This is a genomic window from Streptomyces sp. NEAU-sy36, from assembly GCF_013423905.1.
In the GTDB taxonomy this organism is placed as follows: Bacteria; Actinomycetota; Actinomycetes; order Streptomycetales; family Streptomycetaceae; genus Streptomyces; species Streptomyces misionensis.
Genome location: NZ_CP058977.1, coordinates 7698158 through 7711050, shown reverse-complemented (window position 1 = coordinate 7711050; position 12893 = coordinate 7698158). Strand labels below are relative to the sequence as shown.

Genomic DNA, 12893 nt, shown 5'->3' with positions numbered 1-12893 from the left:
GGGGGCGCCCCGGCCGCGCCCCGGCCGGCCGGGCCGGGCCCCCGGACCGTGCCGCGCGCCCGGCGGCACATCCGGCCGCGGCCCGCGGCAGGTCCCCATCAGGGGCGCCACGGCGCGCACTTGGGGGCGGTCGGCACGCAAGTACGCGCGACGACGGATGAGTCGGCGGAGTCGCGGGATCCGTATTCTCTGCTCATGGCACCCTCCCCCGCGTACGCACTGATCGCCACCGACCTGGACGGGACGCTGCTGCGCGGCGACGACACCGTCTCCGAGCGCACGCTCTCGGCGCTCGCGCGGGCGGCCCGGACCGGCGCCCGGCACCTGGTGGTGACCGGCCGTCCGGCCCCCAGAGTGCGGCCGCTGCTGGCGGCCCTCGGCTGCACGGGGCTCGCGGTGTGCGGGCAGGGGGCGCAGGTCTACGACGCCGGGGCCGACCGCCTGCTGTGGTCGGTGCGGCTCGACCGGGAGCAGGCCGAGGCCGCGCTCGGCAAGATCGAGGCCGAGGTGGGGCAGGTGTACGCGGCCGTCGACCAGGACGGGGTGGAGGGGCTCACGCTGATCGAGCCGGGCTACCGGATGCCCCATCCGACGCTGCCCGCGGTGCGGGTGGGCCGGCGCGACGATCTGTGGGGGGCGCCGATCAGCAAGGTGCTGCTGCGCCACGCCACCCTGTCCGACGACGAGTTGGCGGCGGTGGCGCGCTCGGTGGTGGGGCCGCTGGCCACGGTCACCATGTCGGGTCCGGGGACGGTGGAGCTCCAGCCGTGCGGGGTGACCAAGGCGACCGGTCTGGCGCTGGCCGCCGAGCGGCTCGGTGTCGCCGCGGAACGCTCGCTGGCCTTCGGCGACATGCCCAACGACGTCCCGATGTTCCGGTGGGCGGCGCACGGGGTCGCCATGGCCGACGCCCATCCGGAGCTGAAGGCGGTGGCCGACGAGGTCACCACGTCGAACGAGGACGACGGCATCGCCGTCGTCCTCGAAAGACTGTTCCCGGCGGGTTGACGGGGTGCCGTCGACCCGGGCGGGCGCCGGTCAGTAGGCGCTGTTGACGTTGTCCATGGAGCCGTAGCGGTGGGCCGCGTAGTTGCAGGCGGCGGTGATGTTGGCGACCGGGTCGTAGATGTTCCAGGAGGTTCCGGCCACGTGGTACGCGTTGAAGGTCGGGTCGATCACCTGGAGCAGGCCCTTGGACGGGATGCCCTTGGCGGCGTTGGAGTCCCACAGGTTGATGGCGTTCGGGTTGCCCGAGGACTCGCGCATGATGTTGCGGTAGATGCCGTTGTAGGAGCCCGGGATGCCCTTCTGGCTCATGATCGCCAGGGACTCGCGGATCCAGCCGTCGAGGTTGTTCGGGTACCCGGCGGTGGTGACGGAGGCCGAGGTGGTGGCGGTGGCCGCGGAGGCGCTGGCGGCCCCCACGAGCGGCATGGCGATCACGGCGGCGCCGGTGCCGGCGACGGCGAGCATACGGACGACGCGGTTGGTGCGGGTGCGGCGCGACTGAACGGCAGCAGGCATGGGGACGTTCCTCTCCTACGCCTGCGAGGTGAGCTGTCGGGTTCGGGCGGGGAGGTGCCCGGCCGTGCCCCGCGAGAGGCACGGCTTAACCCCAAGCCGACCCGGTGCGACCGCGTGTCGCGGCATGCGCTGCGTCACGTGTGTCGTCCGGTCCGGCGACTTACCTGGGTCCCCCGCTCCTGCCGTACGAATGAGTTCGTTGATGGGTGTACGGGCGGCGGCAGGATTCGGCGTCCGCCCGATGGGTCGGGAACGTATGCGAGAGCACATGTCGGGAACAAGTGCCGGATTCATCCGATGAGGCATTTGACCTTGATCATTAGCCTATGGGGTACTTGATCCTTTGCGATTGCCAACGTTCAACTCGCTTGCCGGGCAAGGCGATAGGGGGTCCCGGGTGGCCGGCCGGCGGCAGGGGGCGGGTGTGGCCCAATTCACCAAATGGCAAACTGTGTTAAATCGGGCATGGGGGATTCCCGGCATTCGTCCCCCGGTGGGGTGGCGCGGATGCTCCGCTCACCTCGGGGCTCGCGACGAAGCTCGGATTTTCCTGTTAAGTCGAGAAATGTCTGTTCTTCTCATCCGATCGAAGGGGTGCCGGATGTGCTCCGATACCGCCCGGGCTGGACGGGTGGGCGCTATCGGTGATCGAAACCGGACCGGATACGCTGACTTGAGTGATGGCAGCGACCTATCGACAAACCGTGTAATCGCCAGCAGACACCAGCAGACAGGAGACCCCTCGTGACCGTCGTCGGGCCGTTCGGGCTGAGCGTGCGGGACCAGGCTCTCGAAGCCGATGTCCAGGCCGGATTGGCGGCTGTCGAGGAAGGCCTGCTAGAGGCCACCAAGAGCGAGGTCCCGTTCATCACCGGGGCCGCGCAGCACCTCGTACGGGCCGGCGGGAAGCGGTTCAGGCCGCTGCTCGTGATGCTCGCGGCGCAGTTCGGCGACCCCTACGCGCCCGGAGTGGTGCCGTCGGCCGTGGTGGTGGAGCTGACCCACCTCGCCACGCTGTACCACGACGACGTCATGGACGAGGCCGCCGTACGCCGGGGCGTGGACAGCGCCAACACCCGCTGGGGCAACTCCGTCGCGGTCCTCACCGGCGACTTCCTCTTCGCCCGCGCCTCCCAGATCCTCGCCGACCTCGGCCCCGAGGCGGTCCGGGTGCAGGCCCTCGCGTTCGAACGGCTGGTCACCGGCCAGATCCTGGAGACCGCGGGCCCCACCGACGGCCGTGACCCGGTGGAGCACTACCTGGACGTGCTCGCCGGCAAGACGGGCTCCCTGGTGGCGGTCTCCTGCCGGTTCGGCGCGATGATGTCCGGCGCCGACGAGACGGTCGTGGACGTGCTCACCCAGTACGGCGAGCGGCTCGGCGTGGCCTTCCAGCTCGCCGACGACTACCTGGACATCGCCTCCGACTCCCACGAGTCCGGCAAGACCCCCGGCACCGACCTGCGCGAGGGCATCGCGACCCTCCCCGTGCTCCGGCTGCGCGAGCGCGCCGCCCGGCTCGGCCTGCCGGAGGACATCGCCCTGTGCGAGCTGCTGGACTCCGACCTCAGCGACGACGCCCGGCACGCCGAGGCGCTGACCGCGCTGCGCGCCCACCCGGCACTGGAGCAGGCCCGCCGGGACACCGTGCGCTACGCCGAGGAGGCACGCGCCGCGCTGGCGCCGCTGCGCGAGTGCGACGCCAAGGTCGCGCTGATCGAGCTGTGCGACGCGGTGGTGCACCGCACCGGGTGACCGGCCGGTCCGGTGGACGCCGGGGACCGACCCGTCCGGCGCCCACCGGGTGGCCGTGCCCGCCCGGGTGCTCCATCCTGCCCATAGGGATCCGTTCGAGCCCCTAGGGGTGTCCCTTGCGTGTCATACCGCAGTCGTACGCCGAGTTGCCTCCGTGGTCTGACGATTCCTCAGCGCGGATTTGGTCGTATGGACACCACGGACATCACCACTCCTCACCGATTCGGGTGAGACCGGCGGCTCGGGTGGACCAGCGTGAGAGCAGCCGCCGCCGACGACGGAGGTAAGGCACACATGGCACCGTACGAATCCGACGACGCACAGGGCGCCGACCGGGCCGAGGAAGCGCGCTCGGGCCGCCGCAGGGCCGCCCGGTACGCCGTCCCGGTCGCGGTGGTGGGGGTGGCGGCGGCCACGATCGGGCTGGTCCCGGCCCTCGCCGACTCCGGCGACCCCGACCTGCCCCGGATCACCGCCCAGCAGCTCATCCAGAAGATCGCCGCGTCCGACGTGCAGCGGCTGTCCGGCACCGTGAAGGTCGGCACCGACCTGGGCCTGCCCGACCTCGGAGGCCTGGAGAGCGGCCTCACCTCCGGCATGACCCGCGGCGCGGGGTCCGGTCCCGCCGACCCGCAGTCCCGCCTCACCGAGCTGGTCACCGGCACGCACACCCTGCGCGTCGCCGCCGACGGCCCCGACCGGCAGAAGCTGACGCTCGTCGAGCAGGGCGCCGAGTACAGCGTCATCCACAACGGCAAGGACGTCTGGGGTTACGACAGCAAGAGCAACCAGGTCTCCCACGGCACCGCGCCGGCCGGCCAGGACCGGCGGGCCGAGCCCCCGGCCACGCCCAAGGACTTCGCCGACGAGGCCCTGAAGTCGGTGGACGACACCACGTCCGTGACCGTCGACGGCACCGCCCACGTAGCCGGGCGCGACGCCTACAAGCTGCTGATCAAGCCCCGGCAGTCCGGCACCACGGTCGGCGCGATCAGCATCGCGGTGGACGCCAGGACGGGCATGCCGCTGAAGTTCACGCTGACCCCGAAGAGCGGCGGCGCCGCGGTGCTCGACGCGGGCTTCACCGAGGTCTCCTTCGCCCGCCCGGCCGCCTCGGCCTTCGCCTTCACCCCGCCGAAGGGCGCGAAGGTCACCGAGCGCGAGGACGCGCCGGGCAAGGGCGCGCAGCGGCCCGGCAAGGGGCTGGAGGGTATCCGGGGCAAGGGTCTGGAAGGCGCCGCGGGACCGACCGTCCTCGGCAAGGGCTGGACCTCCATCGCCACCTTCGACACCGGCGCCAAGGGCGGTCTGCCCACCGGGGCCAAGGGCGGCGACGCGGCCGGCTTCCTCGGATCCCTGGGCGAGAAGGTCTCCGGCTCGTTCGGCAAGGGCACCGTCTTCTCCACCCGCCTGGTCAACGCCCTGATCACCGACGACGGCAAGGTCTACGCCGGCGCGGTCACCAAGGACGCGCTGGTGAAGGCGGCGGACGCGGGCAAGTAGCCCGCAGCGGTCCGCGAGGGAGCCGAGGCAGCGCCGTCGGCTCCCTTTCGCATGTGCCCCTCCCGGCGGCGCACCGGGTCCGCCGCCGCGTCGTTGAGCAGTACCCCGCGCGGCCCCCGGCGAGCCGCGGACCTGCGGCGCCGGTCCGTTGGGACGAGGCTGTGACGTCGTGGTGACGCGGGGGCCGGGGTGGAACCAGCACACTGGTCGGCAGGATGCGTACGGCCGGATCGCGGCACGGGGGAGTGAGGGAAGGACCGATGGCTCGACTGAGCTTCGAGAAGAAGCGGGCGCCGGGGCCCGTGGCCCACCCGGCGGCGGTGCCCGTGCGGGTGTACGGCGCGGGCGGCGCCTCCGTGGGCGGTACGGCCGTCGTGGCGGAGCCGGGCGAGGAGATCCAGCAGGCCGTGCTGAACCACCTCCAGCGCCTGGCCATCAGCCTCGGCGCCCCCATACGCGCCACCATCCAGGACGACCGCGCCGGCTGTGTCGTCCCGCTGGAGGTCTCGGCGGACGGCTCCAGCCGGGTCACGGGGAAGGCCGTACGGGTGGCCCCGGCGGAGTCCCCGGAGTTCGCGCCCTCGGGGAGGCCGCGCACGCCCAGGGGCGCGTTCGGCCCGGCCCCCGTCATGGCGGCCCCGGCACCCGCCTCTCCGGCCCCGGCACCCGCCTCTTCGGCCCCGGCACCCGCCTCTCCGGCGCCCGTGACCGTCGTGCCACCGCCCGCCGTGACCGTCGTGCCACCGCCCGCCGTGCCCGCCGTGCCCGTGTCCGTGCCCGCCGTGCCGGTGCCGGTCGTGGAAGGGCCGGAACCGCTCACGGACGCCGTCGTCACCGCCGGACCCCCGGCCTCCGAGTCCCCCACCACCACCGACTGGCCCACCGAGTCCTCCGCGCCCACCACCGCCACCCCCACCCCGCCCCGCGGGTTCGACGCCGTGGCCGAGGAGGTGCTGGGCGACGGCCCGGTCACGGAGACGCGGGAGGGCGCGGAACTGCTCACCGAGCCGATGACGCGGATCAACGAGGCCGTGCGGGCGGGCCGGATCGACGCCGCGGCCGAACTCGTCGAGCGCACGGTCGAGGAGGCCGCCACCGTGCTGGGCCCCCGGCACGCCGAGGTGCTGCACCTGCGCGAACTGGCCGCCTACATCGCCTACTTGGCGGGCGAGCCGGTGCGCGCCTGCCGGCTCTCCCTCGACCTGGCCCGGCTGCGCCGGACCGCCGGGGACGCCGAGGCGGCGTACGGCAACGTGCAGAGCGCGTCGACCGCCTGGCGTGCCGTGCGCGACCCGGAGGAGGGCCTGCGGCTGGGGCGTGACCTGATCGGCCTCTGGACGGACCTGGCCGCCGAGCCGGGCCCCGCGGCCGACGACCCCCGCCCCCTGGAGTCCGCCCGCGCCCGCATGCTCCGCCTCACCGACCGGGCCGCCCGCGCGGCCGGGTGACCGGCCGGGGCCGTCAGGCTTCCAGCGACGCCTGGTCCGGGGACTTCGCCCCGGACGTCTCCACCGCGGCGGCCGGCACGACCGCCGCCTTCCGCTGCCCGCGCGCCGTGTGCAGCGCGCTGCCCGTCAGCAGCAGCAGGGCCACCCACACCAGGGCGAAACCGGCCCAGCGCTCGGGGGGCATGGACTCGTGGAAGTAGAGGATGCCCAGGAGGAACTGGAAGACCGGGGTCAGGTACTGGAGCAGGCCCAGGGTGGACAGCGGGACGCGGATCGCCGCCGCGCCGAAGCAGACCAGGGGGAGGGCGGTGACGACGCCGGTGGAGGCGAGCAGGGCCCCGTGGCCCACGCCCTCCGTCGTGAAGGTGGAACGGCCCTGCGCCGTGAGCCACAGCAGGTAGCCGAGCGCGGGCAGGAACAGGATCGCGGTCTCCGCGGCCAGTGACTCGATGCCCCCGAGCGCGACCTTCTTCTTCACCAGCCCGTAGGTGGCGAAGCTGAAGGCGAGGCAGAGCGAGATCCACGGCGGGCGGCCGTAGCCGATGGTCAGGATGACGACGGCGGCGAAGCCGGTCGCGACCGCCGCCCACTGCACGGGCCGCAGCCGCTCCTTCAGGAGCAGCACACCCATGCCGATGGTGACCAGCGGATTGATGAAGTAGCCGAGGGACGCCTCGACCACATGGCCGGAGTTCACCGCCCAGATGTAGACACCCCAGTTGACGGTGATCACCGCCGCCGCCACCGCGATGAGCGCCAACCGCCTCGGCTGGCGCAGCAGTTCGCCGACCCAGGCCCAGCGCCGTACGAACAGCAGGGCCGCGACGACGAAGAGCAGGGACCACGCCATGCGGTGGGCCAGGACCTCCACCGCCCCGGCCGGCTTCAGCAGCGGCCAGTAGAGGGGGACCAGGCCCCACGCGCCATAGGCGGCGAAACCGTTCAGCAGACCTATGCGGTGCTCACCCTTGGATGCCCCGGCCACGGACCCTCCCTCTGACTCCTCCACGCGTCGGCGTACGCGCGGGGACGAAGGTAGCGCCGGGCGCCCCCGCCTGTCATGTCCGTTTCGGAATACGGTCATGACAGGCGGGGCGGGAGAGAAGCGGCACCCCCGGGGAGCCGCCGGACACGCGTCGAGGCCCGGGACGGGGGTCCCGGGCCTCGCGAGGCGCCGAGCGGCGCAGCCGGTGGTGCGGTGGGGCTGTGGACCGTCAGCCGACGACCGTCCAGGTGTCGCCGCCCGCGAGCAGCGCGGCCAGGTCGCCCTTGCCCTTCTGCTCGATCGCGGCATCCAGCTGGTCGCTCATCTGGACGTCGTAGACCGGCCGCTCGATGGAGCGGAAGACGCCGATCGGGGTGTGGTGCAGGGTGTCCGGGTCGGCCAGCCGGGAGAGGGCGAAGGCGGTGGTCGGGGACGCGGCGTGGGCGTCGTGGACCAGGAGGTCCGCCTCGTTCTCCGCGGTCACGGTGATCACTTCCAGGTCCCCGGTCCGCGGGTCGCGGACGACGCCGCGCGTGCCGTCGGGGCCGAAGCGGATGGGCCGGCCGTGTTCCAGCCGGATCAGTGCCTCCTCGGCCCGCTCGCGGTCCTTGAGGGCGTCGAACGCGCCGTCGTTGAAGATGTTGCAGTTCTGGTAAATCTCGATCAGCGCGGTGCCCGGGTGCTCGGCGGCGGCGCGCAGCACCTCGGTGAGGTGCTTGCGGTCGGAGTCGATGGTCCGGGCCACGAAGGACGCCTCCGCGCCGAGGGCCAGGGACACCGGGTTGAAGGGCGCGTCCAGCGAGCCCATCGGCGTGGACTTGGTGATCTTGCCGACCTCGGAGGTGGGCGAGTACTGGCCCTTGGTGAGGCCGTAGATCCGGTTGTTGAAGAGCAGGATCTTGAGGTTGACGTTGCGGCGCAGGGCGTGGATCAGGTGGTTGCCGCCGATGGACAGCGCGTCGCCGTCGCCGGTGACCACCCACACGCTGAGGTCGCGGCGGGAACTGGCGAGGCCGGTGGCGATGGCGGGGGCGCGGCCGTGGATGGAGTGCATCCCGTAGGTGTTCATGTAGTACGGGAAGCGGGAGGAGCAGCCGATGCCGGAGACGAAGACGATGTTCTCCCGGGCCAGGCCGAGTTCGGGCATGAAGCCCTGTACGGCGGCGAGGATCGCGTAGTCACCGCAGCCCGGGCACCAGCGCACCTCCTGGTCCGACTTGAAGTCCTTCATCGACTGCTTGGCCTCGGCCTTGGGGACCAGTTGCAGCAGTCCGCCCGCGGTGTCAGTCATCGATGGCCTCCTTCAGCGCCGTGGCGAGCTGCTCCGCCTTGAACGGCATACCGTTGACCTGGTTGTACGAATGGGCGTCGACCAGGTATTTCGCCCGGATCAGCGTCGCGAGCTGCCCCAGGTTCATCTCCGGGACCACGACCTTGTCGTAGCGCGCGAGCACCGCGCCGAGATTGCGCGGGAAGGGGTTGAGGTGGCGCAGATGCGCCTGCGCGATCGCGTCGCCGGCCGTACGCAGCCGCCGTACCGCCGCCGTGATCGGGCCGTACGTCGAGCCCCAGCCGAGGACCAGGGTCCTCGCGCCGTGCGGGTCGTCCACCTCGATGTCCGGGACCTCGATGCCGTCGATCTTGGCCTGGCGGGTGCGGACCATGAAGTCGTGGTTGGCCGGGTCGTAGGAGATGTTGCCCGTGCCGTCCTGCTTCTCGATGCCGCCGATGCGGTGCTCCAGGCCCGGGGTGCCCGGCACCGCCCAGGGGCGGGCGAGGGTCCGGGGGTCCCGCTTGTACGGCCAGAAGACCTCGGTGCCGTCGGCCAGCGTGTGGTTCGGGCCGGAGGCGAACCGGACGCGCAGGTCCGGCAGTTCGTCCACCTCGGGGATGCGCCACGGCTCGGAGCCGTTGGCCAGGTAGCCGTCGGAGAGCAGCATCACCGGGGTGCGGTACGTCAGTGCGATCCGGGCCGCCTCCAGGGCCGCGTCGAAGCAGTCGGCCGGGGTTCTGGGCGCGATCACCGGGACCGGCGCCTCGCCGTTGCGGCCGTACATCGCCTGGAGCAGGTCCGCCTGCTCGGTCTTGGTCGGCAGACCCGTGGACGGACCGCCGCGCTGGATGTCCACCACCAGCAGCGGCAGCTCCAGGGAGACCGCCAGGCCGATCGTCTCGCTCTTCAGCGCGATACCGGGGCCGGACGTCGTGGTGACCGCGAGCGAACCGCCGAACGCCGCGCCCAGCGCCGCGCCGATGCCCGCGATCTCGTCCTCCGCCTGGAAGGTCCGCACGCCGAAGTTCTTGTGCTTGCTCAGCTCGTGCAGGATGTCGGAGGCCGGGGTGATCGGGTACGAGCCCAGGAACAGCGGGAGTTCCGCCTGGTGGGACGCGCTGATCAGGCCGTAGGCCAGGGCCAGGTTGCCGGAGATGTTCCGGTAGGTGCCCACCGGGAAGGCCTTGGCGGCCGGGGCGACCTCGTAGGAGACCGCGAAGTCCTCCGTGGTCTCGCCGAAGTTCCAGCCCGCGCGGAACGCGGCGATGTTCGCCGCCATGATCTCCGGCTTCTTCGCGAACTTCGACTTCAGGAACTTCTCGGTGCCCTCGGTGGGCCGGTGGTACATCCAGCTCAGCAGGCCGAGGGCGAACATGTTCTTGCTTCGCTCGGCCTCCTTGCGGGACAGGTCGAACTCCTTGAGGGCCTCCACCGTCAGGGTGGTCAGCGGCACCGGGTGGAGGCCGTAGCCGTCGAGCGACCCGTCCTCCAGCGGCGAGGTGTCGTAGCCCACCTTCTGCAGGGCCCGCTTGGTGAACTCGTCCGTGTTCACGATGATCTCGGCGCCGCGCGGCAGATCCCCGATGTTGGCCTTCAGGGCCGCCGGGTTCATCGCGACGAGGACGTTCGGCGCGTCACCCGGGGTGAGGATGTCGTGGTCGGCGAAATGGAGCTGGAACGAGGAGACGCCGGGGAGGGTGCCTGCGGGGGCACGGATCTCGGCGGGGAAGTTCGGGAGGGTGGAGAGGTCGTTGCCGAAGGAAGCGGTCTCCGAGGTGAATCGGTCCCCGGTGAGCTGCATGCCGTCACCCGAGTCCCCCGCGAACCGGATGATCACCCGGTCCAGGCGGCGCACGTCCTTCGTGCCGCCCGGTTTGCGCTGCTCCCCGACTACTGATCCGTCGGCCTGCTCCGCCTGGCTACTGACCTGGCTGGTCACTGAACTGGACCTCCTTCGAGGCGGCTGTCCGGGGCGTGGTCGCACCACGGACCATCCCAGGATCAACCCTACGTCGGTTAGGGTCGCCTTCCCGCGGTCATCCGCAGATTGGGACGACGTTTCGAGACGGCGTGTCGCGCTGACATGTCAGGGCTTCCTTCCCCGCTTCCCTCCTCCGCTCCCCTGCCGGGTACCCGTCTTTCCCACGGAAGCCGGAGGCTCTGACGCGCCCCTGACGCCGTGGCCCCCGGCCGGCGCCGGGACGGGGCCGATCAGGAGTTCAGATAGGTGAGCACGGCGAGCACGCGCCGGTGGTCGCCGTCGCTCTGCGCCAGGCCGAGCTTGAGGAAGATGTTGCTGACGTGCTTCTCCACCGCGCCGTCGCTGACCACGAGCTGCCGGGCGATCGCCGAGTTCGTACGCCCCTCCGCCATCAGTCCCAGCACCTCGCGCTCGCGCGGGGTGAGCTTGGCCAGCACGTCCTGCTTGCGGCTGCGGCCCAGCAGCTGCGCGACCACCTCCGGGTCCAGCGCCGTACCGCCCTCGGCGACCCGCACCACCGCGTCCACGAACTCGCGGACCTCCGCGACCCGGTCCTTGAGCAGATAGCCCACGCCCCGGGAGGAACCGGCCAGCAGCTCGGTGGCGTACCGCTCCTCCACGTACTGCGACAGCACCAGCACCCCGAGGCCGGGATGCCGCCGGCGCAGGGCCACGGCCGCCCGCACCCCCTCGTCGGTGTGCGTCGGCGGCATCCGCACGTCCGCCACCACCACGTCCGGCAGCGCGCCCTCGCCGGCCAGATCGGCGATGGTCTTCACCAGCGCCTCGGCGTCCCCCACGCCGGCCACCACGTCATGCCCCCGGTCGGTGAGCAGCCGGGTCAGACCCTCCCGCAGCAGCACCGAGTCCTCGGCGATGACCACCCGCACCCTGTTCTCCACGCCTCATGCCCCCGTACACCCGGTCCCGTGACGACGCCCTCGTGGGGACGCGCCTTTACGGGACCCAAGCATTCCAGGAAACGGCCGGGAGCGTGCCGTGCCCTGTGGATAACTTGTCGACGGCGGCTGTATCCGCAGGTCAGCCACGCCAGGGCAGCTCCGCGATCACACGGGTGGGACCGCCCACCGGGGAGTCGACCAGCAGCACGCCGTCCACCGCGTCCAGCCGGCCCCGCAGACCCGCGAGGCCCGAGCCGGCCGCGGCGTCCGCGCCGCCCACGCCGTCGTCACTCACCTGGAGCATCAGCCGGTTCTCCGAACGCCACACGTCGACCGAGGCGGACCGTGCCCGGCTGTGCTTGGAGACGTTCTGCAGCAGCTCGCACACGGTGAAGTAGGCGATGCCCTCGATGGCCGGCGCCGGGCGGGACGGCAGGTCCACCTCGACCCGGACCGGCACGGTGCAGCGGGAGGCGACCGAGGACAGGGCCGCGTCCAGGCCCCGGTCGGTCAGCACGGCCGGGTGGATGCCCCGGGCCAGGTCGCGCAGCTCCTGCAGGGCCGTCTTCACCTCGCCGTGGGCCTCCTCCACCATGCGGGCCGCCGCCTGCGGGTCCTCCCGCAGCTTCTCCTTCGCCAGCCCCAGGTCCATGGCCAGACCGACCAGCCGGGCCTGGGCCCCGTCGTGCAGATCGCGCTCGATGCGGCGCAGGTCGGCGGCGGCCGTGTCCACCACGACACCCCGGTCCGACTCCAGTTCCACCACCCGCTCCGACAGCAGCGACGGGCCGAGCAGCCCCCGCACCAGCAACCCGTCCACCGTCGTCAGGGCGCGCACCAGCCACGGCGTGGCCAGCGTGAAGCCGAGTCCGACCAGCGTGGTCACGGTGATCTCGAACGGGTTGTCCAGGTAGATCCGGTGGTGCTCGTCGCCGTAGAGCTGGAGCCCGGCCTGCCCCGCGTACGTCGGGAAGACCCAGAACCACAGCGGGTAGGTCAGCAGGCTCCAGCCGAGCGGGTAGAGGGCCGCCGCCACGACGAAGGAGAACAGCGCCCAGGGGAACTGCACCAGCGTGTACAGCAGGTTCCGCCAGGAGGCGCCGCTCTTGAGGACCGCGCCCATCCAGGCCAGCGCGCCCGGCTTGCGCACCCGCAGCGGCTCCGGGCCCCGCACGTCCACACCCAGCAGCGCCCGCGCCCGGGCCCGTTCCAGCGCGCCGAAGCCCCGGCAGCCGGCCAGGGCCGCCGCCAGCACCGGGACGCCGAGGAAGGTCACCAGCAGGCCCGCGCCCAGCGACACCATCGTCACCGTCCAGGTGAACAGCACCACCGAGACCGGCAGGCTCAGCAGGACGTACCCCAGCTCGCGCCAGGTGCGGGCCTCCACCGGCGCCCGCAGCGCGGCGGGCAGCCGGTGGCGGCGACCGCTCCCGGGGGAGCCGGTGGACCAACCGGAATCCCAGTCGTCGTACCCCCGCCCGGGCCCGTACCCGCCGTGTCCGTACTCCGTGGCCATCGAATC

General features: G+C 72.3%; 10 protein-coding genes and 1 riboswitch. Of the genes, 4 read left to right on the top strand and 6 right to left on the bottom strand.

Translation table 11 applies throughout. From position 1 onward, the window contains the following. Positions 1 to 195: 195 nt before the first annotated feature. Complete coding sequence (locus HZZ00_RS33815; protein ID WP_180329881.1) at positions 196 to 1008, top strand: HAD family hydrolase; 813 nt, start codon at positions 196 to 198, stop codon at positions 1006 to 1008. A 30-nt stretch (positions 1009 to 1038) separates the two neighbouring features. On the opposite strand, the gene HZZ00_RS33810 is transcribed toward HZZ00_RS33815, so the two are convergent. Beyond that, positions 1039 to 1524, bottom strand: coding sequence for a transglycosylase SLT domain-containing protein (locus HZZ00_RS33810; protein ID WP_070025347.1), 486 nt, complete (start codon positions 1522 to 1524; stop codon positions 1039 to 1041). Between the two features lie 3 nt (positions 1525 to 1527). Then, positions 1528 to 1767, bottom strand: a riboswitch (cyclic di-AMP (ydaO/yuaA leader). A gap of 501 nt (positions 1768 to 2268) precedes the next feature. Here HZZ00_RS33810 and HZZ00_RS33805 point away from each other — a divergent pair. The 3 genes from HZZ00_RS33805 to HZZ00_RS38920 all read left to right on the top strand — a co-directional run bounded on the left by HZZ00_RS33805 (position 2269) and on the right by HZZ00_RS38920 (position 6230). Further along, positions 2269 to 3279, top strand: coding sequence for a polyprenyl synthetase family protein (locus HZZ00_RS33805; RefSeq protein ID WP_180329880.1), 1011 nt, complete (start codon positions 2269 to 2271; stop codon positions 3277 to 3279). 294 nt (positions 3280 to 3573) lie between these two features. Beyond that, positions 3574 to 4782, top strand: a complete 1209-nt coding sequence (locus HZZ00_RS33800) for an outer membrane lipoprotein carrier protein LolA (protein ID WP_180329879.1) — start codon at positions 3574 to 3576, stop codon at positions 4780 to 4782. A 260-nt stretch (positions 4783 to 5042) separates the two neighbouring features. After that, positions 5043 to 6230: a hypothetical protein gene (locus tag HZZ00_RS38920; protein ID WP_257585514.1), complete on the top strand. Its 1188-nt coding sequence runs from the start codon at positions 5043 to 5045 to the stop codon at positions 6228 to 6230. A gap of 13 nt (positions 6231 to 6243) precedes the next feature. Here HZZ00_RS38920 and rarD read toward each other — a convergent pair whose 3' ends face one another. The 5 genes from rarD to HZZ00_RS33770 form a co-directional block, all read right to left on the bottom strand. Next, complete coding sequence (gene rarD / locus HZZ00_RS33790; protein WP_180329878.1) at positions 6244 to 7215, bottom strand: EamA family transporter RarD; 972 nt, start codon at positions 7213 to 7215, stop codon at positions 6244 to 6246. Between the two features lie 229 nt (positions 7216 to 7444). After that, positions 7445 to 8506 (bottom strand): 2-oxoacid:ferredoxin oxidoreductase subunit beta, encoded by a 1062-nt coding sequence (locus HZZ00_RS33785; RefSeq protein WP_180329877.1) that lies wholly within the window; start codon positions 8504 to 8506, stop codon positions 7445 to 7447. Then, positions 8499 to 10427 carry a 2-oxoacid:acceptor oxidoreductase subunit alpha gene (locus HZZ00_RS33780; protein ID WP_180329876.1) on the bottom strand — a complete coding sequence of 643 codons (1929 nt, stop codon included), beginning with the start codon at positions 10425 to 10427 and terminating at the stop codon, positions 8499 to 8501. Before HZZ00_RS33780 ends, HZZ00_RS33785 begins: the two co-directional genes overlap by 8 nt. A 272-nt stretch (positions 10428 to 10699) precedes the next feature. Beyond that, positions 10700 to 11359, bottom strand: a complete 660-nt coding sequence (locus tag HZZ00_RS33775) for a response regulator transcription factor (RefSeq protein ID WP_306856200.1) — start codon at positions 11357 to 11359, stop codon at positions 10700 to 10702. 151 nt (positions 11360 to 11510) lie between these two features. Further along, positions 11511 to 12887, bottom strand: coding sequence for a sensor histidine kinase (locus HZZ00_RS33770; RefSeq protein ID WP_180329874.1), 1377 nt, complete (start codon positions 12885 to 12887; stop codon positions 11511 to 11513). Positions 12888 to 12893 lie beyond the last annotated feature (6 nt).